The following is a 25,896-nucleotide window of genomic DNA, read 5'->3' on the forward strand; positions in this document are numbered from 1 at the left end:
CTCCTCTTTTAATTAAAATGCTATATTACCTTCACTACATTTACAAATTAACTTCAAATCACTTTTTGTCGTAAATTAAGAAAAAATTGATAAAGTTCTTCTATAGCAACGCCTTGAAGCATGTTTATTCCAGACAAACATATAGTGTTATTGAGAATGATGAGTATTGGAATGAAAGGGGATTGCGTGGATAAATCTAAGTCGAATCAGCGCAAAGATTTGGAGGAGAATGCAAAGGATCAGCAGTTAGAGCAGTTTCGTGTCGATAATGAAGGGCAAAAGATGACGACGAATCAGGGGCTAAAAGTTTCGAATGATGAGAATTCGTTGAAGGCTGGAGTTCGTGGGCCAACTATTATGGAGGATTTTCACTTTCGAGAGAAAATAACGCATTTTGATCATGAACGTATTCCTGAGCGTGTTGTACATGCTCGGGGCTTTGCAGCACATGGAGAGTTTGAATTGTATGAATCGATGGGGGAATATACGAAAGCAAGCTTTTTACAGGACCCTAATAAGAAAACACCTGTATTTGTCAGATTTTCAACTGTAGTTGGAAGCTTAGGTTCGATGGATACTGCACGTGATGTTCGTGGTTTTGCGACGAAATTTTACACGGATGAGGGCAATTATGATTTAGTTGGTAATAATATACCGGTCTTTTTTATTCAGGATGCCATTAAGTTTCCTGATTTAATTCATGCGGTAAAGCCTGAACCTCACAATGAAATGCCACAAGCAGCCTCAGCTCACGATACATTTTGGGATTTTGTGGCAAATAATCAGGAAATTGCGCATATGATTATGTGGCATATGTCTGATCGAGCAATACCTAGAAGTTTTCGCATGATGGAAGGGTTTGGTGTTCATGCTTTTCGTTTCGTCAATGATAAAGGAAAATCGAGGTTTGTAAAATTTCATTGGAAGCCTGTGTTAGGTGTTCATTCACTCATTTGGGATGAAGCGCAAATCATTGCTGGAAAGGATCCAGATTTTCAGCGACGTGATTTATGGGAATCAATTGAGATAGGTAATTATCCAGAATATGAGCTCGGTGTACAAATGCTTGAGCCAGAGGACGAATTTAAATTTGATTTTGATATTTTGGATGCAACAAAGCTATGGCCTGAGGAGATAGTGCCAGTTAAAAAGATTGGGAAAATGACATTGAATCGTAATGTGGATAATGTTTTTGCTGAAACAGAGCAAGTCGCCTTCCACCCTGGAAATGTTGTACCAGGGATAGATTTCACAAATGATCCACTTTTGCAGGGGCGGCTATTTTCTTATTTAGATACACAGTTAATACGTCTAGGGGGACCAAACTTTTCTGAAATACCGATTAACCGATCCATTTGTCCATTTCATAACAATCAGCGCAATGGCTTTAGTCGTCAAACTATTAATATAGGAAAAGTGAGCTATCATAAAAATTCCTTGGCCAATAATACACCATCAACTTCAACGGCAAGGGAAGGTGGCTTTGTCCATTATGAAGAAAAGGTAGAAGGACGAATCACACGAGCACGTAGTAAATCGTTTGATGATCATTTCTCACAGGCAAGGTTGTTTTGGAATAGTATGTCACCTCCTGAAAAACAGCATATCATTGATGCCTTTAGTTTTGAGGTAGGAAAGGTGAAAAGTAAGTCCGTTCGCCAACAGGTTGTCGATATGTTCGTCCGTGTTGATAAAGCAATGGCAACAACTGTGGCCGATAATGTTGGTGTTAATCGTCCAAAAGGAGAGCAAATAAATGTCACGTTATCATCACCTGCACTTAGTCAAGCAAATACTATAAAAATGCCCCAAACACTTAAAGTAGGCGTGCTAATAGGTGATGGATTTGATGCAAATGAAGTTGGAGAAATACTAAAATATTTAACAAGACAGGGAGTTCGATACAGTATTATTTCTGACAGATTAGGGGTTGTTACTAGTAGTGACGGTGTACAGCTAACAGCAAGTGACACATTTATTACTACGGATGCGGTACTATTTGACTCGTTATATGTTGTAGGCGTAAGAGCAAAAAATCAGGCAAAGTTTAATTCACATATTGTAAATTATATCAATGAAGCGTATAGACATTACAAACCGATTGGAATAGCTACATCAGGAACGACATTTTTTAATATGTCTAATGCCAATGTAGGGCCAGGAATGGTGCTAGCAACTGGCGACAAAGATTTCGCTAAAAAATTTGTGAAAGCAATAGCTCAACAACGCTTTTGGGAACGGAATATTTATTAACTAACGTTGTTTTGCAGTATATACCCGCGGAAGCAGGAGAATACCCGGGGGCAGAGCAAATACCCGTGAAGCAGGAGAATCCTCGCGGGAGCCGAGAGAATCCCCGCGTGCCAAGAGAATACTCGCGGGAGCGGAGAGAATACTCGCGGAAGCAGAGAGAATACTCGCGGGAGCTGAGAGAATACTCGCGGAAGCAGAGAGAATACTCGCGGAAGCAGAGAGAATACTCGCGGAAGCAGAGCGAATACTCGCGGAAGCGGAGCGAATACTCGCGGAAGCGGAGCGAATACTCGCAGAAGCAGAGCGAATACTCGCGGAAGCGGAGTGAATCCCCGGGAGAGTACTCGCGAAAGCCGAGCGAATCCCCGGAAGCAGAGAGAATACTTGCGGAAGCAGAGAGAATACTTGCGGAAGTGGAGCGAATACTCGCGGAAGCCGAGCGAATCCCCTGGAGCAGAGCGAATCCCCGCGTGCCGAGAGAATACTTGCGGAAGCAGAGAGAATACTCGCGGAAGCGGAGCGAATACTTGCGGAAGCGGAGCGAATACTCGCGGAAGCCGAGAGAATACTCGCGGAAGCAGAGAGAATACTCGCGGAAGCAGAGGAAATACCCGCGGAAGCAGAGCGAATATCCGCGGAAGCACATGGAATACCGTGATGAAAATACTTACAATTAAAAATCTCTCATTGTTCTATTAAGAATAATGAGAGTATTTTTTTGCCTATTGTACGTTAAATTCAATTGTTGCTGATGGTTTGTACTCCGTTTTTTGTTCATTCGGGTCTTCTGTGTAAAAGTCATTGCTCCCTTTTACGATATAATGTCCTTTTGGAAAATGACCTTTCATTGTTTGTTTCATAAATTCAACGAGTTTAGGTTCTGAAAATTCGTCGTACACGCCTCCGCTCGTGTAGACCTCTTCGTAGGGCACATTTCGTTCAAGAATACGTGTAATTAGTGGAGTATCCATTACACTAGGTATTTCAAAATTCCGTGTCGTTTCTTGCAAATTAAATAGAAATGGGGAGCCTCCATGGTAAATAGTTACGTTTTGTGCCTGCCCTACATATGTGAGTTTAGCCGTTATTTTTATGGATTCCCCCTCTGTAAAGGTGGGTTTGGAAATAGAGAGTTCATAAAGAAAGTCTTCCTGTTGTGAAGTAGCCGTTTGTGAATAGTTCTTACTTGGTGGGGGCTTTAATGCTTCTTTTTTCTGACAGGCGGCAACTAGGAGTAGCATAGAGATTAACAGTAAAATTTTTTTTGCATACAATCCTCCTTTACGGTAGTGGACGTTGGGGTAGACAAAATGTTACTAAATTTCCTGTAACATTTATGACATTGCATTCAAATTTTGTAAATGCTATGGTGGTAAATGAGGTGAATTTTGTGGAAAAATTTGATATTGCAATTATTGGTGCAGGTCCTGGGGGCTATGTAGCAGCCATTCATGCAGCGAAAAGTGGCAAGAAGGTCGCTTTAGTAGAGCGCGATAAAGTAGGAGGAGCCTGCTATAATGTTGGCTGTATTCCTTCGAAAATATTGTTGGAGCATAGTAAGCTCATTCAAGAAATACAACGTGGTAATGACTGGGGTATTGAAACTCCTACAGTAAATGTGAATTTTCCACGATTGATGAAACGTAAGGATGCTATTATTGACGAGCTTTTAACGAATATTGAGGGCTATATTTTGAGCAATCAAATTACCTTTTATCGGGGAGAAGCGGCAGTATTTAATGATTTAACTGTAACAGTTGGTAGTGAGACCTTTACAGCAACGGATATCATTTTAGCAACCGGAAGTAAACCATTTGTACCACCTTTTAAAGGTATAGAGACTTCTTCCTATTATACAACGGATACCTTTTTCGATATGAAAGAGCTGCCGAAGCAGTTAACAATTATTGGCGGAGGCGTTATTGCAGTAGAAATGGCATTTAGTTTAGCACCGCTTGGAACAAAGGTGACGATGCTGAATCATAGTGAAGATATTTTACAGACAGAAGAGCCAGATGCACGACCACTTATTCGTGAAAAGATGAAAAAGCTTGGTATTGAGCTTGTGACAGATTTCCGATTTGAGCATTTTAATGACAATGAAATTCATACATCTAAAGGCATTTATACATATGAAAATCTTCTGTTTGCAACGGGTCGACGCCCGAATACAGAAATAGCCCAGCAACTTGGTCTAATGTTCGATGATCGATTGATAGCTGTCAATGAGCATTTTGAAACAAGCCAGTCACACATTTATGCTATAGGTGACTTAGTTGGGGGGTACCAGCTAGCTCATTCAGCGAGTGCAGAGGGAATTCATGTTGTGGAGCATATTTTGGGAAATAAACCGGCACTAATTGATCAAACATCGATTCCTCGTTGTGTTTATACACATCCTGAAATTGCAACTTTTGGTTTACTAGAAGAGCAGGTTAACGAACCTTATACGGTGACTCAAATCCCTTTACATACAAACCCTAAGGCATTAATGGAAGGAAATACAGTGGGCTTTATAAAGCTTATTGCGACGGAAAAGGAAGGACGTATTTTAGGAGCTTGTGTTGTTGCTGATGGGGCAACAGAAATGTTAAATGTTATTTTAGCTACTAAAAACGCTGGCGGCACTGCCCACACTCTTGCAAATATGATTTTCCCACATCCTACAGTATCAGAGCATATTGGGGATGCTGCAAAAGCTATTTTTGACAAAGCCATTCACCATTAATGATCGCAAAAACTACATTCTTCAGCGGAAGGCTATCCTTCTCGTTAATGGAATGTAGTTTTTTTGTTTGAATTACTTTATTAAGAGAAAAGTCCCCATAACATTACTGTTAAGCCTAATATTATTAGTCCAAATAAAAGGGAGAGAGTTTTAAAAATAACAATATGATACTTTTGGGGAGCGAATTTTTCGGAAATTAATAATACAACAGCTAATACCAAATCAATTAAAAAGAATGTTTCAAGCTCTCCAGAAAAATCGTCATCTTCTTCGTATTTTTTAAAAGCAACATAAAAAGCGTTTCCAGCAAAAAATAATAAAACTAATGAGCATACAAACAGCATTAATTTACTCATGCAATAACATCTCTCCTTATTGAAAGAACCTTACAATGAGGAGAAGCGAGTTTCTCTCATTTCATTGATTCAGCGACCCACTAACAGAGGATGAAGGTTCAACATGGCGTTTAACCCATAAATGTATGTGGTAATTTGCCATATTCACTTTGACACCCTCTCGAATACTTAACTGATTATAATAAGTATTCACATGGGCTTCAAACACCAATATTTACCTCTGACACCCATTAAATAAAAAACCTATTGACTTTGTATGCTATTATGTTAAATTAAGTTTATAAGAATACTTGGTATTTAAAAATGAGTTGACTAGACATCTAGAGGCTTCTATTTTACGTAACGGATTTCCTCCGACCGTAAACATAGAAGCCTTTTTTTATCTTTATGTTGTGAATTTCTATTGGACTTGAGGAGGATGGAATATGAAATTAGGGTTTTGGCTACCGATTTTTGGAGGATGGTTACGTAATGTAGAAAATGAAAATATGCCTGCAACATTTGAATATGTAAAACAGGTTATTCAAACAGGAGAAAAACTTGGCTTTGATGTGACGCTTATTGCCGAGCTATATTTAAATGATATTAAAGGTATTGATGCTGACGCACTTGAGGCGTGGTCTACTGCAGCAGCTTTAGCAGCAGTTACTGAAAAGATTGAAATATTGGCTGCAGTTCGGCCTGGTTATCATAATCCAGCTGTGATGGCAAAAGTAGCTGCAAATATTGATCATATCGCTAATGGCCGTTTTACATTAAATGTAGTTTCAGCTTGGTGGGAAGAAGAAGCAAAGCAATATGGTGGTTATTTTACAGAGCATAGAGAGCGTTATGATCGCACAGAGGAATTCATTGATATTTTAAAAGGTTTATGGACAGAAGAAACGTTCAGCTATCATGGGAAATATTACGAAATAGAAAATGCATATTTATCGCCCAAGCCAGTCCGAAAACCATATCCAACACTATACGCAGGTGGGGAAAGTGAGCGCGGTAAAGAGGCAATTGCAAAGTCATGTGACGCTTACGTGATGCATGGAGGAACAGTAGAGGAAGTCGGGGCCAAAATAAAGGAAATGCTTGCACGTCGAGAAGCAATTGGAAAAGGCCCGTTCGAAACTTTTGGGATGGCTGCATATGTCATTGTGCGTGATTCAGAAGAAGAAGCACTTGCCGAACTAGCGCGAATTACCAATGTACAGGATACAGCAGGGTATGCAGGCTTTAATGACTTCACAAGTAAATCAAAGCTAGAACAACAAATTACACTACAGGATTATTCAGTTTCAAACAGAGGGCTACGACCAAATTTAGTTGGTACACCTCGACAAGTGGCAGAGCGCATTTTAGCTTATGAAGCGGTTGGCGTAAATCTTTTACTTCTTCAATTCTCCCCACATCTAGAGGAAATGGAACGTTTTGCAAGAGAGGTTATGCCTTTAGTGAAAAGAAAATCAGCCATTATACAGTAAGGAGCGACTACATGACTGCAAAAATTTATATTCTTCATGAAAATGATGAATGGACAATTCATTTAACAAAGCGTTTAGAGGAACAAAACCTGCCATATGAGGTTTGGCATTTGGCAGAGGGATTGATTGACCTATCAAAAGAGCCACCACAAGGAATTTTTTATAGTCGTATGAGTGCTTCATCACATACGCGGGGGCATGTATTTGCACCTGAACTAACGGAGGCAGTGCTCGCATGGCTAGAGTATCATGGTCGTCCTGTTATTAATGGAAGTCGAGCCTTACGATTAGAAGTAAGTAAGGTCAATCAATATTTTGCACTTGAAGCTGTAGGCATTCAAACACCTAAAACGATAGCGACAGTTGGCAAATCGCAGCTAATAGAAGCAGCAAGAACAATTGGTACAACACCGTTTATTACGAAGCATAATCGAGCGGGGAAGGGGCTTGGCGTACAACTATTTCATTCAGTTGAAGCACTAGAAGCATATGCAAATAGTGATACTTTTGAGTCACCTATAGATGGTATTACGCTTGTTCAGCAATTTATAAAATCACCTGCTTCTTATATAACGCGATGTGAATTCGTAGGTGGCAAATTTTTATATGCTGTTCGAGTTGATACATCTGAGGGCTTTGAACTCTGTCCTGCTGATAGCTGTCAAATAGAGGATAAATTTTGTCCAGTAGGTGAAACGGCAACTAATAAATCAAAATTTCAAATTATAGACAGTTTTTCAGAGGAGCTTATTGAGCGTTATGAAGAATTTTTAGCGCAAAATAAGGTAAGTGTCGCAGGGATTGAGTCGATTAACGATCAAGAAGGTAATATTTTCACATATGACGTGAATACTAACACGAACTACAATGCAGAAGCCGAAAAAGCCGTAGGGAAATATGGCATGTTGGCTGTTGCTAATTACTTAGGCGCTACATTACGTCAATATGAAAAGACATTGCATTTGGTGTAAGGACATTTAACTTTGTTAATAAGGAGTGGCTAATATGACAAAAGCAGTTATTATTAATGGCACGAATTCGAGAAATTCACGGGTAACGGCGATTCATGAAAAGGTGGAAAATTACTTAAAAGCACAGGGAATAGCGGTACACACAAATTATGTACATGAATTGCCAGCTGAGGACTTAATTAAGGCTAATTTTGCAAGTGAGGCCATCGTTTCAGAAAATAAACAAGTTGAAGAGGCAGATATTATCGTACTTTTGACGCCAATTTATAAAGCTTCATATACAGGAATATTGAAAACTTATTTAGATTTGCTGCCGCAAAAAGCATTGCTTGGAAAGACCATTTTACCAATTGCTGTAGGTGGCTCTATTGGACATTTACTTGCATTAGAATATGCATTAAAACCAGTTTTAGCTGTATTAGGAGCTACAACTATTGCACATTCTGTTTATATTGTTGATAAACAAATTATTCGATTAGAAGATGGAAGCTTTGCTATCGAGGAAGGAGCTATTAACCGTCTTGAGGTAGAATTAAAACAATTTCAGCAAATTGTATCCATTTAAGCATGAAGAAGCTCAGTAATATAACGTGTGGTTGATTTCCGTTCCGACTAGGCGCTTTGTTGTTGCTGACGCTACGCTTTCGCACAGATAAAACATTTGTTGCTGACGCTACGCTTTCGCACAGAGCAAAGCTTCCTGGGGCGTCAGATGAGTTTTAATAATGTCATCCCAATCTTTGGGGCTGAGCCGTGAAGTTCAAAAAATAGCGCATTATAGGAAATGACCTCCTATAACGCGCTATTTTTTAATTAACTTCAGGTTCTTCTTTTTTCTCATCCGGTGTTGTAGAGAGATATAAGAAAGCCTCATCTTGCAATAGCAATATTTTTTCTTCACAAATACCGTGTGCTAATGGTCCAGAAAAAATAGACTCCCACCAAGTTCCTGTTGTTGTTGTCATTCATCTACGCCCCCATTTCAATTTTCCGATATGTAGTTGTAAATTACTCGAAATCATAAATCATCTACACATTCCATCCATTCAAGAAAGAGGAATTTTGGTTATTAATGTTGTATCGTATAGACAAAGATAGTTTGTTTCGAAATGAAAAAACTATGTATGCCATTTTAAAAAAAGGGGTGCTTTTATTATGAATTTTACGACACAAGATGTAGAAAATATGATTACAGAACAGCGTCAATTTTATTTTTCACGAGCGACGAAGAGTACAAAATTTCGAAAAGAGCAATTAATAAATCTGAAGAAAACGATTTTAAAATATGAAAAAGAAATTTTGAATGCTCTATATTTAGATTTACGTAAGAGTGAGTTTGAGGCATATGCAACAGAAGTCGGCATTGTTTTAGATAGTATTTCTTATATGGTCAAGCATATTGAAGAATGGATGAAACCTGAAGCTGTAAAAACACCGATACAATACCAGATGGGAAAAAGCTTTATTGTAAGAGAGCCATATGGAGTAACATTAATCATTGGTCCATTCAATTATCCATTCCAGCTAGTAATGGAGCCATTAATTGGAGCAATTGTTGGTGGTAATACGGCTATAGTAAAACCATCAGAAACATCTGTGCATACTGCAGGAATCGTTAAAAAAATAATTGAAGAAACGTTTAACCCTTCTTATGTTCGGGTTGTAGAGGGAGAAAAAGAAGAAGTGACGGCACTTATTCATGCATCCTTTGACTATATATTTTTTACAGGGAGTGTGGCAGTCGGAAAGGTTGTTGCAAAGGCAGCGGCGGAACGCTTAACACCAATTGCCCTAGAACTTGGTGGGAAAAGTCCCGCAATTGTTGATCAAACAGCCAATTTAGAAGTAGCAGCGAAAAGAATCGCTTGGGGTAAATTTACAAATACTGGTCAAACCTGTGTGGCACCAGATTATGTCCTTGTCCATAAAGATGTCTATGAGCGATTTATGAAGATATTGAAAGCAACGATTCGTTCCTTCTATGGTAAAAATGCATTAAAAAGCCCTGACTACGGCCGTATTGTGAATCTAAGACAATTTGATCGCTTACAGCAAATTATCATGGAAGAACGCGATGCAATTACATTTGGCGGTAGAACAGATCGTGATGATTTGTATATTGAGCCTACAATTATTGGATATGTGAAATGGTCAAGTCCTTCGATGCAGGATGAACTATTTGGTCCGATTTTACCCGTGATGATGTATGATGATCTACCGCTGGCCATTCACCAGATTCGTCAGTTACCAAAACCTTTAGCGGCTTATTTTTTCTCAGAGCATGAAAAGGCTACCCAGTACTTTTTAGAGGAATTACCATTTGGTGGCGGATGTATTAATGATACGATTACACATGTAGGAAATTTACATTTGCCATTTGGCGGTGTCGGACCATCAGGGGTAAAAGCATATCACGGGAAGGCAAGCTTTGAAAACTTTACTCATTCAAAATCTATCTTAAAAAAATCATCGAAGTTAGAGACGAATGTTCTCTTTCCCCCATATAAACAAAAAGTTAAGCTTGTGCGAACTATCATGAAATAGTAAAAGGCGGTGTCGGACACTAAACTGACACCTCCTTTTTTAACTTCTTTCAGCGAATGTTGGTCACCCACTGAAATAGAGCAACTCAGTCTAAGAACGCCACAACCTATGGCAATTTATCTGTGCGACAGCAACAAATGTTTACTGTGCGAAAGCGAAGCGACAGCAACAATTTTGCCGAAGCATAATTGATCAGCTCGTATATTCCGCATTTCGGTTGTCGATAAATGCCGTTTTTTGATATGTTAGGTAAATATCGGTGAAATATTAAAGATATATTAAAATGATAGCGTTTTCATTTAAAAAACGTTCTTACAGGCATTTTATTTATGGGCGAATAAGTAGTAAAATAAATTCATTAGAATGTGGGGGTATTCATCTTGTCATTTTTTGTCGAATAGACAACAAATGATGAAATGAATGTAGAGATTGATTGGAGGACTATGAAATGTATGCAGAGGAATTGTTGAATGCATTACCTTTGAAAAAAATAATTGGAGTGCTACCAGACCAAGTAAGTGATATTGTAATTGATTCGCGAAGTGTGCAACCAAATAGTATGTTTGTTTGTATAAAAGGTTATACAGTAGATGGTCATGACTATGCACAGAAAGCTGTCGAAGGTGGCGCAACAATTGTTGTAACAGAACGAAAATTACCTTTAGGAGAAAATATTGCACAGGTCATCGTGAAAGATACGGATCGTGCAGTTGGCCTGTTAGCTGCAAAGTTTTTTGACTATCCGTCGAAAGATATGGCAATGATTGGCGTAACAGGGACAAATGGCAAAACATCAGTAACGGGTATTATTCAAAATATAATGCATGGAATGGGCGAGAAGTCTGCACTATCAGGAACAATCGGCTTTAATCTAAATGGCATTTTATATGAATCTGCAAATACTACGAGCGATGCATTATCGACTCAACAAATGATATTCCGTGCAAAAATGGAAGGCTGCCGATTAATGACTATGGAGGTATCTTCACACGGTTTAGCACTTGGACGTCTAGCTGGCGTAGAATATGATGTAGCTATTTTTACAAATCTTACACATGATCATCTTGATTTCCATGGTACGATGGAGGAATATGGCCATGCGAAGGGCTTAATGTTCTCTCAACTTGGACAAGACTTAGAAAAGAATAAATTTGTAGTGTTAAATGCTGATGATGCTTGGTCAGAGCGCTATGCAGCGATGACACCATTTCCAGTATGGACATATGGTTTAAAAAATGAAACAGCTGATTTCCGAGCTATTAACTGTGAGTATCATGATTTCATGACATCTTTTGACGTTGAAATGCCAGAGGGAATATACCATGTAAAAATGCATTTGCTCGGGGAATTTAATATATATAATGTGCTTGCAGCTATGGTTGCTTTTTATGGTCGTGGTTATTCAATGGAAACAATCATTGAGCAAATTGAGCAATTACCACCAGTGAAGGGCCGCATGGAGAAAGTTTGTTCAGATTTACCTGTGCAGATTTTTGTTGATTATGCACATACACCTGATGCAATTGAAAAGGCGATTTCTTCAGCCCAACCGTATAAAACAGGCAAGCTTATTTTCCTAGTTGGCACAGGGGGCAATCGTGATAAATCGAAACGTCCAGCGATGGCAGAAAAGGCATCAGCCGCTGATTACGTTATTTTAACGACAGATGACCCACGCTATGAGGACTATGATAGTATTACAGGTGATCTTGCCAAAGGGATGCTTCATGAAAATTATGCATGTATAGGAGACCGTGCTGATGCGGTGCGTCATGCGATTGAGGTTGCTGAACCAGGGGATATGATTATTTTTGCTGGTAAAGGCCATGAAGATTATCAAATTATTGAGAATACTAAATATCCGCATAGTGATGCAGATATTGCAATAGAAGCTGGCCACTTAAAATTTGTATAATATATGAACTCCAATAAAGAAGTTAGAGCGGACTTGATTTTGTGAACGCAATGCATGTAATAATGCGATAAGTTCACCTTACTTAGAGAACCCCTTTAGTTAGTACTAAGGGGTTTTCTTTTTGAGTTTTTACACCTTACAGAAGTCTCCTCCTCTATAGACCTCTTTTTTGGGGAATTCATGTAAAAAGGTTGTAAGAAAGGCAAGTATTCTTTTATTATTATTAAGTATGAAAAAAGGAGAATGACGAGATGAATTCAAATTTAGAAAAAGATATATTATCACGTCGAACTTTTGCCATTATCAGTCACCCTGATGCTGGGAAAACGACGATTACAGAAAAGCTTTTACTATTTGGTGGTGCGATTCGTGATGCCGGTACAGTAAAAGGAAAGAAAACAGGTAAGTTTGCAACATCTGACTGGATGGAAATTGAAAAACAACGTGGGATTTCTGTAACTTCTTCAGTTATGCAATTCGATTATAACGGCTCACGTGTCAATATTTTAGATACTCCAGGTCACCAAGATTTCTCGGAGGATACGTATCGTACATTAATGGCGGTGGATAGTGCTGTCATGGTCGTAGATGCTGCTAAAGGTATTGAAGCACAAACTTTAAAGCTATTCAAAGTTTGTAAAATGCGTGGTATTCCGATTTTTACTTTTATCAATAAATTAGACCGTCAAGGGAAAGAGCCACTTGAGCTGATTGAAGAGCTTGAGGAAGTACTTGGCATTAACGCTTACCCAATGAACTGGCCAATTGGTATGGGTAAAGAGTTTCTAGGTATTTATGATCGTTATAATAAACGTATCGAGCAATTCCGTACTGAGGAAGAAGAACGTTTCTTACCAATTGATGATAATGGGGAACTTGCAATCGAGCATCCTATGAAGGTGACTTCTTATTATTCACAAGCAATGGATGACATCATGTTGCTTGACGAAGCGGGTAATGAGTATTCTGAAGAAAAAATTCGTCGTGGTGAATTAACACCTGTGTTCTTTGGTTCTGCTCTAACAAATTTCGGTGTACAAACATTCCTTGAAACATATTTACAATTTGCACCGACACCACAGCCTCGCATTACTGAGAATGAACTATTTATTGATCCTGTTGAGCATGAGGAGTTTTCAGGCTTCATTTTCAAAATTCAAGCGAATATGAACCCTGCACACCGAGACCGTATTGCCTTTGTGCGTATCGTATCAGGTAAATTTGAACGAGGCATGAACATGACTTTATCTCGTACAGGTAAATCATTCAAAGTGACACAATCTACACAATTCCTTGCTGACGACCGTGAAACAGTTGATGAGGCAGTTGCTGGTGATATTATCGGTTTATATGACACAGGCACTTATCAGATTGGTGACACAGTTGTAGGTGGTAAAAAGACATTCCAATTTGAAAAACTGCCACAGTTCACTCCGGAGTTATTTGTTCGTGTTACTGCGAAAAATGTTATGAAATCTAAGCAATTCCATAAAGGGATTTTACAATTAGTGCAAGAAGGCGCTATTCAATATTATAAAACGTTGCATACAGAAGAAGTTATTCTTGGAGCAGTTGGTCAATTACAATTTGAAGTTTTTGAGCATCGTATGAAAAATGAATATAATGTTGAAGTGAGAATGGAGCCAATTGGTTCGAAAATTGCAAGATGGATTGAAAACGAAGAGGATGTTAAAGAATCAATGTCTTCAGGTCGTTCAATGCTTGTAAAAGACCGTTTTGATAATTTTGTTTTCTTATTTGAAAATGAATTTGCTATGCGTTGGTTTGCTGATAAAAACGAAAACATTAAACTGTATAGCCTTTTATAATTTAAACAAAATTGTCGGGATGATTTCCGTTCCAGGCTACTCGCTTTGTTGCTGACGCTTCGCTTTCGCACAGATAAAACATTTGTTGCTGACGCTTCGCTTTCGCACAGATAAAACATTTGTTGCTGACGCTTCGCTTTCGCACAGATAAAACATTTGTTGCTGACGCTTCGCTTTCGCACAGAGTAGAGCTTCCTGTGGGCGAGCGTCGAGCCGCTTCCTCCGCTAAAGGAACGAAGGCTAAGTGCGTCACGTCCTGTGACAACGCCTTCGTGACCAACATCGTGTTGGCCTCAGGGTCTCGCCTGTCTCGCTTTCCCACGGGAGTCGAGTAGCCTTCCACTACAATCAGCAATAGCGTAGAACTTTTATAAAATTTATGCAATGCAAAAGTGAACGCAGTGGTTACTCATCAGAATGGACTTATAACAGTTAAGCCAATTGTATTATCTGTTATTGCCACTGCTTCGTTTTGCCAAAGGGGCATACTTTTTTATAAGACACCTTAATTACATGAAAAAACACGAATCGACATGTTGCGAATCGTGTTTTTTTACAAGGAAAATTGGAGCTATATGTAGAATATATACATTATTAGGAAATATAAGCCTCATCAGCATAACGTGGGTTGATTTCCGTTCCGACTGGGCGCTTTCCTGGGGGCGTCCGATGAGCCGCTTCACTCGCTTTGCTCGCTCCAGGGTCTCATCTGTGACGCTAATCCCCAAGGAGTCGCCCAGTCTCCACTCCAATCAACTTACATATGGCATATGCTTTAACAAATTGCATCTCCTAATTTTGGCGGTGAGTTATATTTTAAACCTATAAAAAATGGGGAAGTTTCTAAATTCATCTGCTTTTCGGGTATTATAGAAAGGAAGAGATTAAAAGGAGCTTGTAATAATGAACATTAGTAATTTTTCTATTAAAAGGCCTGTTTTTACAATTGTTACGATGTTGTTAGTCATTATATTAGGTGGCGTTTCATTATTAAAAATACCTATTACGCTTATTCCAGAATTACGTCCACCAATAGGCATCGTTGTTACCAATTATCCTGGTGCAAGTCCAACAGAGATTAATGAGAAAATAACGAAGCCGTTAGAAACAACACTCGCCACCTTACCAGGGATAAAAAAACTACAGTCTACCTCTCAAGAAGGATCCAATTTAATTATTCTCGAGTTGGATTGGTCAACCAATATTGATGATGCTCAGCTCGATATTTTACAACGCATCGATATGACCCCTTTACCGAGTGATGCTGAGAAACCTAACTTTTTAAAATTTGATCCATCACAATTTCCTATAATTCAACTTTCACTACGGGCGGAAAATGACAATGTAGATGTGCGTTTACTGGCGGAAGCTTTGGAAAAAGAACTTCGTCGAACAGCAGGTGTCGCAAGTGTCAACATTTCCGGTAAGCTAGTAGAAGAAGTTCAAATAACTTTGGATGAATCGAAGCTAGTTGAAAAAGGATTAACCCAAGCAGATATTATTCAAATTATTCAATCGAACAATGTTTCTCTTCCGGGTGAACCGGTGTTAACAGCAGACGGGAAGATGTTAACGACACGTATTTTAAGCACTATAAATTCGCCAGAAAGCATTGCTGATTTAATCATTTCAGTAAATCCACTAGATGGTAAAGCATTAACAGTAGGAGAAGTAGCGGCTGTTGAACGTGTGGAGCAAAAATCCGTAACTACTACACGAGCAAATGAGCATCCTGCGGTATTAATGTCTGTATTACAGGAATCGGGTGCTAATACGGCAGAGGTATCAAAAGCTTTTAAAGAAGCTTTAAATGAATTATTAACAAAGAAGCAATATCAAGGAATCGTTGCAGACGTGCTAGTGGACCAAGGGAACTACGTGAATTTAGCGATTGGTAATATCGGATCCTCTTTACTTCTAGGTGGATTATTCGCAATGTTCGTATTATTCGTCTTTCTACGTAGTGTGAAAAGCCCTATTATCATTGGCATTGCGATACCATATTCAGTGATTGTTACATTTGTTTTAATGTTTTTTGCCAATTTCTCGCTCAATATTATGACATTAGGGGCGTTAGCACTTGGCATCGGTATGTTGGTTGACAATGCTATCGTTGTTATTGAAAACATTGAACGACATTTAGGACTTGGCAAGGATCCGATAACAGCAGCTAAAGAAGGGACAAAGGAAGTGGCACTTGCGATTACTGCTTCTACTCTCACAACTATTGCAGTATTCATTCCTGTAATGTTTATTGAAGGGTTGATAGGACAAATTTTCACAGAATTTGCATTAACTATTTCCTTTAGCTTAATTGCTTCGTTAGTCGTTGCGTTAACAGTTGTCCCAATGCTTGCAAGTCGTCTTTTAAAAATGAAATCAACGAATATTTATGAAAAACGTAATGAGTCATCCTTTTATAAGCGCTACAAAACATCAATTATTTGGGTATTGCGTCACCGTATGCTTGTACTAATCTCAGCAGTTGTCTGTTTTGGACTTGCATTGTTTGGGCTTATGAAAATGGGCACAGAGTTTTTACCGCCAACTGACGAAGGATTTGCATCCATTAGCGTAAACCTTGAAAAAGGGGTAGCAGTATCAGAAACAGAAAAAGTTGTAGCGAAAATAGAAGAACGCTTAAAACAGGAGAAAGATGTTGACGTATATGTTAGCTTAATCGGTGGTACGCAACAGGCACAAGCACGGGGACAAACAAGTGCAAACCAAGCAGAACTATATGTAAAGCTTGTCCCTCTAGCAGATAGGGATCGTTCGATTTTTGAATTTGTAGAAGAAGTTGAGCGAGATTTGCATAAAGAGCTAGGTAAGCAAGTTGAAATCAACTTTAATGTCTCAACAACAACAGGATCGTCACCAAATACATTAACGTTTAGGTTAACAGACTCTGATGAGCAAAGACTTCAAAGCTCTGTTGATAAAGTACAGCAGGAGCTATTAAAGGTAAAAGCCATCACAAAAGTATCTACGGATTTAGATATTACTGTAAAAGAAATTCAAGTCGAAGTAGACCGAGAAAAGGCGAAAGACTACGGATTTGTACCTGCGCAAATTGCTCAAACGGTCAATCAAATGACGAAGGGGCAGCTAACTACGCAAATTATGGCAGAGGATGGTGCTGTATTGCCTGTTTATACAGGCTTTGGACAAGTGTTTAATGATAGTATCGAGTCATTAAAATCGATGCAGCTTCGTTCACCTGCAGGTTTGTTTGTAAAGCTAGAGGACATTGCGACAGTTTCTGTACAGGAAGGACCAGTATCGATAAGACGCTCTGATCAGGCGGCTGCGGTTGCATTTTTTGTCGAGTATGAAACGAAGGAATCGCTCGGGGGCATCTCAGCAAAAGTGGACAAAGTATTAGAAAAAGCGGATTTACCAACTGAAACTCAAGTTGTCTTTAGTGGAGATCGTGAGCTTTACGATAGTGCGATTAATGATATGCTTTTAGCCGTGGCATTAGCAATAGTCCTTGTATATATCGTAATGGCAGCTCAATTTGAATCATTCAAATACCCATTCGTTATCATGTTTACAGTACCATTAATGATTATTGGCGTTGCCATTGCAATGTTTGCTACGAACACGCTAGTTGGTGTGACATCTGTTATAGGCATCTTAGTACTAGTTGGAATTGTCGTGAATAACGGGATTGTACTTGTCGATTACATTAATCAACAAAAAGCTAGGGGAATGGCGACGTATGATGCGATTTTACTGGCTACACAAGATCGACTTCGCCCCATTTTAATGACTGCACTAACAACAATCTTAGGATTGCTACCACTTGCTCTTGGTATTGGTGAAGGAACAGAAATGAATCAACCGATGGGGATTGTAGTAATCGGAGGACTTGTGACATCAACTTTATTGACATTATATATTGTACCGATTATTTATAGCCTAATGGATAAAGAAACTAGGAAACGGTAAGCTCAGGGGGGATGAGAGATGGGGGTTCATTTTTTTACAGGTTTTCCGGGTTTTATTTCAAGTCAATTAATACGAGAGTTATTTCGAAAAAAACAATCACAGGAAGTAATCGCAATTGTTTTAGCGGGGGAATTAGTAAAGGCCAATGTAGAAAGAGAAAATATACTTGCAGAGTTTCCTAATTGTTCTATTCATATTGTAGAGGGTGATATTACATTACCGAATCTCGGTCTAGAAAACCAAGCCGTACAGGAAATTGTACCTCAAATTGAGGTGCTCTGGCATCTAGCTGCACTTTATGATTTAGCGGTACCACGCGATATTGCATGGAAAGTAAATGTGCATGGTACGACGATGGTCAATGATTTTGTTCGCACACTTCCGAACTTAAGACGCTATATGTATTTTAGTACAGCGTATGTAGCAGGAACACGTAAAGGTATTTTACGTGAAAGTGAACTAATTCGCCCGCCTACATTTAAGAATTATTATGAGGAAACAAAATATGAAGCTGAGCATCGAGTAGAAGATTTGAAATCAGAAATACCACTGACAATTATTCGACCTGGCATAGTACGTGGACATTCTGAAACAGGAGAAACGATTAAATTCGATGGGCCTTATTTCTTTTTAAATATGGTAGATAAATTAAAATACCTCCCTTTTATCCCGTATATTGGTCAATCAACATCAACAATAAATGTGGTACCAGTGGATTATATTATAAACGCTTCGACTTATCTCGTTGATGAAAAATGTGCTGAAGGGAAAACTTTGCATCTAACGGACCCAAATCCTCATCCTGTGCAGGAAGTGTATCGTACGATGGTAAAATTATTAACTAATCATTATCCTAAAGGGCGATTACCGTTAATACTAGCAAGAACATCTTTACAAATACCACTTATTCGAAAATATCTAGGCGTTGAGCAAGAAACTCTAGACTACTTAGCTTGGAATGCTAAATTCGATACATCCGAAGCAGTTACTATTTTGAAAAAGGGTAGTATTGCATGTCCCGATTTTATACAGACTATGCCTAGAATGATTGATTTTTATTTAGCGCATAAAGAAGATAAACGCTATCAAATTCAAATAAAGTGAAGCTTCAATTAGTGGTACGGTGATAAAAATCGATGTTTACATTCAGTCCCATCTAGCTAACAAACAAGTTGAAGCCTCCGGCGGATGTCACGGAATCGGAAAGGAGTTCATAAAGGATGTTAGCCTAAAATCATCGTATCCATGCGATAACGGCTAACTGACCTGCATCGGTAAAAACGCCACGTCCTGTGGCATTACCGAAATGACCGACATCGTGTCGACCCTCACGCAGGCCTAAGCACAAAGCCGTTTCCGGACGCAATTATGCCGAGGCATAATTGATCTTGCGGTAGACATAGAGTTATTGTTTAAAGTGGGGTAGATAATTTTGCCACTCATATATGATAGTGCTATAATAAGTTTTCAGAAGAAAAAAACCTTCGACGTTTTGTCAAAGGGGAGTAGCTAACAGGTACGAGCGAAGTATCTGGATTCACATTCGTCATGACGTGGTTTTTTACCATCGGGTGTGATAAGCGAATAACTCTATACTAGCGGTATTGAACGATTAGTATTTATTTGCTTAGCGAGACCTTTGCCTTTTTAGAGGCAGAGGTCTTTTCTTTTGTATTCGTATAATAATGACTATTTTGGGTAAACAGAGCTTTAGAGGAGGCACATGAATGGAATCAATTTTATTACAATACGGCTGGGTACTGATTGTACTTGTAGTATTAGAAGGGTTATTAGCAGCAGATAATGCAGTTGTGATGGCTGTGATGGTGAAGCACCTGCCACAAGAACAACAAAAAAAGGCATTATTTTATGGATTATTCGGCGCATTAATTTTCCGATTCTCAGCACTTTTTGTCATTACAGTATTAGTTAATTATTGGCAAATCCAAGCGTTGGGAGCAGCTTATTTACTATTCATGTCTGCCAAAAATATATATGATTTGCGTCATAAAGGGGATTCAAACGAAGAATCTAACGATGAAGCGGGGAAAAAGGGCGCTGGTTTTTGGATGACAGTGCTTAAGGTAGAGGCAGCGGATATTGCATTTGCTATTGATTCAATGCTTGCTGCAGTTGCCATTGCTGTAACTTTACCGCAGTTAGGGAACTTTGATATAGGTGGCATCAATGGTGGACAATTTATTGTCATGTTACTTGGAGGCTTTATTGGGGTTATAATGATGCGATTTGCGGCACAATGGTTTGTGAAAATATTAAATGACTACCCCTCACTTGAGACCGCTGCGTTTTTAATTGTAGGTTGGGTAGGCGTGAAGCTTGTTGTGTTGACTTTGTCACATGAGAAGGTGGGCATATTACCTGCAGAATTTCCGCATTCTACTGTGTGGGAGTTAACTTTCTGGATTGTATTAGTGGCCATCGCACTAGTAGGTTATTTAGTAGGAGTTCGTCATAAACATCAAGATCAATAATTAACTTATTTCAACAGAGGCATATTTGATGAGAGGAATAGTCGTATCTATTCCTCTTTCTTTTTTGATGTATTTTTTCTATACTAATATCTATCGAGTTTGGCATCATATGAGGAAGGGGTTGTCAAAGTGCCCTGGAAAAGATCAAAAAATAGACTTGTAACACCTTTTCAGGTACTTGTCTCTTATTATTTTATAGCTATAGCTATTTCCTTCCTGTTACTACGGCTACCAGGCGTTCATCAAGAAGGAGTTAATGTTTCATTATTAGATAGCTTGTTTACTGCAGTAAGTGCAGTTAGTGTAACAGGTTTAACAACATTCAATATATCTGAAAGCTACACAACATTCGGGATTGCGATGGTACTTGTCATTTTACAGCTTGGCGCAATTGGCATTATGTCACTTGGTACTTTTGTGTGGTTACTAGTTGGGAAAAAAATTGGTATGCGTGAGCGTCAATTGATTATGATCGATCATAATCAATACAATTTGTCAGGGGTTGTTCAATTAATTCGGGAAATATTGAAAATCTTAATTGGTATTGAATTGATGGGTGCGTTAATTTTAACTTTGCACTTTACAAATTATTTTGACACTTTCGAAGAAGCCTTGCTTCATGGTGTCTTTGCCTCAATTTCAGCTACTACAAATGGTGGCTTTGATATTACAGGCATGAGTTTGCTTCCGTTTCATAACGATTACTTTGTTCAATTGATAACGATGGTGTTAATTGTGCTTGGTGCGATAGGCTTCCCAGTATTAATTGAAGTGAAAACCTTTTTATTAAATCGCCATACAAATTTCCGTTTTAGTTTATTTACAAAAATAACTACCTCCACATATGCAATTTTATTTGCGGTAGGGGCTGTCGTTATTTTATTGCTTGAATCGTTCCATTCCTTTAAGGGAATGTCTTGGCATGAGGCACTATTTTCGGCAATGTTCCATTCTGTTTCAACACGATCAGCTGGACTTACGACGTATGATGTAACAACCTTTAGTGAAGCAACAGATATTTTTATGAGCTTTTTAATGTTTATTGGTGCCTCACCAAGTTCAGTTGGTGGTGGGATACGTACAACAACGTTTGCAATGGCCATTCTATTCCTAATTACCTTTTCACGAGGAAGAGAGGATATTCAAGTATTCGGACGTGAAATACATTTAATTGATGTATTCCGCTCGTTTGTTGTTATTTTATTGGCATTCTTTATGGTATTAGTTGCGACTATTATTTTGCTCATTACTGAACCACACGCATCACTGATTCAAATAATCTTTGAAATTACATCAGCGTTCGGAACGTGTGGGATGTCTTTAGGAATCACCTCCGACCTATCGGTAGTTGGCAAAATTATCATTATGATTTTAATGTTTATTGGTCGTGTCGGTTTAATTTCCTTCCTTTACACTTTAGGGGGTGGAGGTAGAGGCAAAAAATCTAATTATCACTATCCTAAAGAGCGTGTAATTATTGGGTAAATTACTAGGAGATTAAAAAAGAGCTAATTTAGCTCTTTTTTATTTTTCCGATTAACCCTAAAGCTTATTTATATGAAAACTGAGAAATTTAGAGATTACCTGAGTAGAAAATCTATGCATAAAAGGGGTCTAAGATTGTTTAATTGACTAAAAAAAGGATGTCGCCACATAATTGTCAAAAAAATTTAAATTGTTTTTCCCGGTTATTACGATTATTCGATAGGTAATTTTTACAATAATAAGGTGGTAACTGGTTGAGAATTTCGTACTAAACTTTTTTAGGATAATTGTAATGCCACTTAGAATATCTGTTGATAGCAATGAATATGGTTATTATTGACAATTTGCATAAATAAAAAAGTAATTGTTTGGTTTCATTTTAGGTTACTGAAAAAGTTAATGATGGATGAAAAAAACGCTAGTCCTAAATTTTATTAAAGGACTAGCGTTTCTTATTATATAGAGTGGATTGTTGCAAAGTATGGTGCTTGACCGTGACGGAAGTAAGTTAATAAATAGCTGTTTTTTTGTACAATTTTGCCATTTGAGAAATTTTGGTAATCTACATGGTGCGGAATAATGAGCGTATGTTTAAACAACTCTTTTTCAGATAGATTGAAGCTGGCGAATTCCTCACCTGCAATTGCAGGGTTTTCACGTAAGGCAGCATAAAGTGCTTTCTGTTGCTCCACTGTAGGGCGCTCCTTCCACCATAATTTACGTGGCTGGAACTGCTGTGCCATTAAATAATCTAGTTGCATTAGGCTTTTAATGATAGTTAAATTAGCACCCTCTACAGTTTCTAAAAACATTAATAAACGACGGAATAAATCTTCGAGCTGATGACCGATACGAGACCAACCTTTTGTTTCCCAATAAGTACCGAAGTTTTGGAAGAAATCAAATGGTGTTTCAAACACTTCAGTTACTAAGTATTCAATCGTATGATCCATACGGTGATCGTTCCAATATTTCTCAAGTACATCCTCTGCATGTTTAATGCGTACTATATCATCAAACGTTAAGACATTGTTTGAGAAAATTTCGTAAGGAGATTGGTCCACATACGTATAGCCGAATTTTTCAGCCTCTAGACGAAGGCCTGTACCACGCAGAAGTTTTAGGAATCCAAGCTGTAATTCTTCTGGTCGCATTGCGAAAACATCATTAAAGGTTTGACGGAAGCTTGCATAATCCTCCTCTGGTAAACCAGCGATTAAATCTAAATGCTGATCAATCTTTCCACCTTCTTTGACCATCGTCACTGTACGCGTTAGTTTTTCAAAGTTTTGACGGCGCTTTACAAGAGTATTTGTTAAATCATTCGTTGACTGAACACCAATTTCAAAACGGAAAAGACCTTTTGGTGCGTTATCATTTAAAAACTGGATCACTTCAGGACGCATAATATCTGCAGTAATTTCAAATTGGAATACGACCCCTGGCTTATGTTCATCGATTAAAAATTGGAACATTTCCATGGCATAGCTGCGGCTTATATTAAATGTGCGGTCGACAAATTTAATAGTACGTGCACCATTGTCCATCAAGAATCGAATATCTTCTTTTATTTTTTCTCGGTTGAAATAACGAACACCTACTTCAATAGAAGATAAACAAAATTGACAGCTAAATGGACAGCCTCTACTTGTTTCAATATATTGAATTCGTTTGCTTAAATGAGGGAGATCCTCTTCAAAACGAAATGGACTTGGTAATTCACGTAAATCTATTTTTGGTGCTTGTGCGTGTATGCGTACTTTACCATCCTCTAAGTAGCAAATCCCTGGAACATCGTCCAATGCAATTTCTCCATGAAAATAGCGTAGTAATTGTTTAAAGGATGTTTCTCCTTCACCCATAACAATGAAATCAACCTCTTCAATTTTACGTAACCAATGGTGGGCATCATAAGAAACTTCAGGTCCACCGAGCAAAATTTTAACATTTGGACAGACAGTTTTTAACATCTTGATGACGTGAATGGTTTCTTCAATATTCCAAATATAGCAACTAAATCCTACAATATCAGGTTTTTTTTGGAACAAATCTGATACAATATTAAAAGCAGGATCTTTAATTGTATATTCTGCAATAATTGGATTAAATTCTGGTAAAGCTGCACCTTTTAAATAACGCAATGCTAAATTTGTGTGAATATACTTTGCGTTTAAAGTAGTTAAAATAGTATTCATGCAATAATCTTCCTTTCAATTTCTAATTGTAACAGTCAAGTAGCTGTCATACAATATAATCCTTTTTACCTATTTATTTTGTGAACAGTTCGTGAAATAATTTTAAATACTTAAATTTACTAAATTTTGTAATAATAGAATCGTACAGTCATAAAGTATAGTAAAGGCTCAAAATTCGAATAAGGGGTTATTTACTCTATTGAAAGGTTCGGTGAGAAAGTTGAAGCAAAATGATATTAATCAATGTTTTGAAAATCTTATGACAAGTACTTCGTCACCAACACTTATTCTTAATAAAGTAGGAAAAATTTTGAACGTGAATGAGGCTGCTGTTAAACTTTTTAACCTCAATTCAACGTATTTTGGCTATTTAACTATGGACGAGCCATCTAATTTAAATTGGGCGAAGTTCGTTAAACAATTAGAAAGCGAGTTAAGATCAGAAGAAATCTTCAATATTCAAACAGCTGGTAATGAGTTTGAAATGATGTCCTTTAAATGTTTTTATGATCCAAGCACTGAAGAAATTGTTGCGCAAATTTCAACGTTAAATAATGACATAGCTCATGAATTATATGTTAGCCAAGAGCAGGAGAGATCACAATCTTTCAATGCTTATGATCACTTACCGTACGCTGTTATTATAAGTGACGCTAGCGGGATAATTCTTGGGCTAAATAAGTATGCTGAAATGTTTTTAAGAATAGAAAAATCGCTGCTTCTTCATAGGGCACATCAGCACATATTCGATACATTTACATTGAAGAAGGGTCAAATTACAACATACCTTTCTAAACTGATGGGTGAAAAGCATGCGAGTATTCATGTAATTGATGAAACTATAGTTACTAGCCCTTGCTATTATGAAATTTCAAGTATCTTTGATGAATATAACAATATTATTGTCACAGTCATTAATGATGAAACAGAAAAGAAACAACTTCAACATAAAGTTGAACATCAACAAGCTTTAAATGTTGTCGGTCAAATGGCCGCAAGTATCGCCCATGAAATTCGTAATCCATTAACTTCTTTAAAGGGCTTTACCGAATTGTTAAAGCTAAATGCTGATGAAGAGTCACGCATGTATTTATCTGTCATCGATAGTGAGCTCCAACGGATGGAACAAATTTTATCCGAGCTTTTAGTATTGTCCAAGCCAACAAGTATGAAAGTGGAATTATTAGAGCTAGATCACATTGTGAAGCAAGTGATTGAGTTTATGCTTCCAGATGCGCTTATGAAAAATATTATGATTCAATACATTTCTCCTTCTACACAAGTATACATTGGTGGCAATGAGAATCGCTTAAAGCAAGTATTCATGAATCTTATTAAAAATGCGATGGAATCCATGAATAATGGTGGAACGATCACAGTAGAAATGAATGCTATTGACTGTGCGATTGTAGAATTACTGATTAAAGACGAAGGTACCGGTATGGACAGTGCTACCCTTCAAAACTTATTCCAACCTTTTTACACGACGAAATCAACAGGGACAGGACTAGGCCTTGCTTTCGTGAAAAAGGTGATTGAAGAGCATGAAGGTGTAATAGGTGTGAATAGTGAATTACAGAAGGGGACATGCTTCCACTTACAATTCCCGATTTACACATTTAATCAGATGGATACAATGGATGTTTCCACGAAAGATTCTGCTTATTTAGTAACATAAGAAGAGTCAAAATGGTAACTTAAA

The 25,896-nt window shown here is 38.0% G+C and carries 17 protein-coding genes; 13 read left to right on the forward strand and 4 right to left on the reverse strand.

Annotated elements, in window-relative coordinates; translation table 11 throughout:
• The first annotated feature begins 171 nt into the window (after positions 1-171).
• A complete protein-coding gene (locus ABH966_RS06410; RefSeq protein ID WP_370076847.1) occupies positions 172-2,253 on the forward strand; it encodes a catalase in 2,082 nt (693 codons plus the stop codon).
• A 722-nt stretch (positions 2,254-2,975) separates the two neighbouring features.
• Here ABH966_RS06410 and ABH966_RS06415 read toward each other — a convergent pair.
• On the reverse strand, positions 2,976-3,527 hold the full coding sequence (locus tag ABH966_RS06415; RefSeq protein ID WP_370076849.1) for a hypothetical protein: 552 nt from the start codon (positions 3,525-3,527) through the stop codon (positions 2,976-2,978).
• A gap of 116 nt (positions 3,528-3,643) precedes the next feature.
• Between ABH966_RS06415 and lpdA the strand changes: the two genes are divergently transcribed.
• Positions 3,644-4,981: a dihydrolipoyl dehydrogenase gene (gene lpdA / locus ABH966_RS06420; protein ID WP_370076851.1), complete on the forward strand. Its 1,338-nt coding sequence runs from the start codon at positions 3,644-3,646 to the stop codon at positions 4,979-4,981.
• A gap of 80 nt (positions 4,982-5,061) precedes the next feature.
• Here lpdA and ABH966_RS06425 read toward each other — a convergent pair whose 3' ends face one another.
• Positions 5,062-5,337, reverse strand: a complete 276-nt coding sequence (locus ABH966_RS06425; RefSeq protein ID WP_370076853.1) for a hypothetical protein — start codon at positions 5,335-5,337, stop codon at positions 5,062-5,064.
• A gap of 425 nt (positions 5,338-5,762) precedes the next feature.
• Here ABH966_RS06425 and ABH966_RS06430 point away from each other — a divergent pair, with 425 nt between their 5' ends.
• From ABH966_RS06430 to ssuE, 3 genes are read left to right on the forward strand one after another with little or no spacing between them, the layout of a single operon-like run.
• Positions 5,763-6,809, forward strand: coding sequence for an LLM class flavin-dependent oxidoreductase (locus ABH966_RS06430; protein WP_370076855.1), 1,047 nt, complete (start codon positions 5,763-5,765; stop codon positions 6,807-6,809).
• 11 nt (positions 6,810-6,820) lie between these two features.
• Complete coding sequence (locus ABH966_RS06435) at positions 6,821-7,780, forward strand: ATP-grasp domain-containing protein (protein ID WP_370076857.1); 960 nt, start codon at positions 6,821-6,823, stop codon at positions 7,778-7,780.
• A 34-nt stretch (positions 7,781-7,814) separates the two neighbouring features.
• Positions 7,815-8,345, forward strand: a complete 531-nt coding sequence (gene ssuE, locus ABH966_RS06440; protein ID WP_370076859.1) for an NADPH-dependent FMN reductase — start codon at positions 7,815-7,817, stop codon at positions 8,343-8,345.
• Positions 8,346-8,589: 244 nt separating this feature from the next.
• Here ssuE and ABH966_RS06445 read toward each other — a convergent pair whose 3' ends face one another.
• A complete protein-coding gene (locus ABH966_RS06445) occupies positions 8,590-8,745 on the reverse strand; it encodes a hypothetical protein (RefSeq protein WP_370076861.1) in 156 nt (51 codons plus the stop codon).
• Between the two features lie 190 nt (positions 8,746-8,935).
• Here ABH966_RS06445 and ABH966_RS06450 point away from each other — a divergent pair, with 190 nt between their 5' ends.
• The 7 genes from ABH966_RS06450 (at position 8,936) to ABH966_RS06480 (ending at position 21,999) form a co-directional block, all read left to right on the forward strand.
• Positions 8,936-10,324 (forward strand): aldehyde dehydrogenase, encoded by a 1,389-nt coding sequence (locus tag ABH966_RS06450; RefSeq protein ID WP_370076863.1) that lies wholly within the window; start codon positions 8,936-8,938, stop codon positions 10,322-10,324.
• 448 nt (positions 10,325-10,772) lie between these two features.
• Positions 10,773-12,239 carry a UDP-N-acetylmuramoyl-L-alanyl-D-glutamate--2,6-diaminopimelate ligase gene (locus tag ABH966_RS06455; protein WP_370076865.1) on the forward strand — a complete coding sequence of 489 codons (1,467 nt, stop codon included), beginning with the start codon at positions 10,773-10,775 and terminating at the stop codon, positions 12,237-12,239.
• Between the two features lie 251 nt (positions 12,240-12,490).
• Complete coding sequence (locus ABH966_RS06460) at positions 12,491-14,068, forward strand: peptide chain release factor 3 (protein WP_370076867.1); 1,578 nt, start codon at positions 12,491-12,493, stop codon at positions 14,066-14,068.
• Positions 14,069-14,971: 903 nt separating this feature from the next.
• The gene (locus tag ABH966_RS06465; protein ID WP_370076869.1) at positions 14,972-18,022 is read left to right on the forward strand and encodes an efflux RND transporter permease subunit; all 3,051 of its coding nucleotides are present in this window, start codon (positions 14,972-14,974) and stop codon (positions 18,020-18,022) included.
• 18 nt (positions 18,023-18,040) lie between these two features.
• Positions 18,041-19,126, forward strand: a complete 1,086-nt coding sequence (locus ABH966_RS06470; protein ID WP_370076871.1) for an SDR family oxidoreductase — start codon at positions 18,041-18,043, stop codon at positions 19,124-19,126.
• Positions 19,127-19,749: 623 nt separating this feature from the next.
• Positions 19,750-20,514, forward strand: coding sequence for a TerC family protein (locus tag ABH966_RS06475; protein WP_370076873.1), 765 nt, complete (start codon positions 19,750-19,752; stop codon positions 20,512-20,514).
• Positions 20,515-20,643: 129 nt separating this feature from the next.
• Positions 20,644-21,999, forward strand: coding sequence for a TrkH family potassium uptake protein (locus ABH966_RS06480; protein ID WP_370076875.1), 1,356 nt, complete (start codon positions 20,644-20,646; stop codon positions 21,997-21,999).
• Between the two features lie 455 nt (positions 22,000-22,454).
• On the opposite strand, the gene ABH966_RS06485 is transcribed toward ABH966_RS06480, so the two are convergent.
• Entirely contained in the window at positions 22,455-24,194 is a 1,740-nt protein-coding gene (locus ABH966_RS06485) for a B12-binding domain-containing radical SAM protein (protein ID WP_370076877.1), read from the reverse strand.
• A 199-nt stretch (positions 24,195-24,393) separates the two neighbouring features.
• Between ABH966_RS06485 and ABH966_RS06490 the strand changes: the two genes are divergently transcribed.
• On the forward strand, positions 24,394-25,872 hold the full coding sequence (locus ABH966_RS06490) for a PAS domain-containing sensor histidine kinase (RefSeq protein ID WP_370076879.1): 1,479 nt from the start codon (positions 24,394-24,396) through the stop codon (positions 25,870-25,872).
• The last annotated feature ends 24 nt before the right edge of the window (positions 25,873-25,896 follow it).

The organism is Lysinibacillus sp. RC46, from assembly GCF_041262385.1.
GTDB lineage: Bacteria > Bacillota > Bacilli > Bacillales_A > Planococcaceae > Lysinibacillus.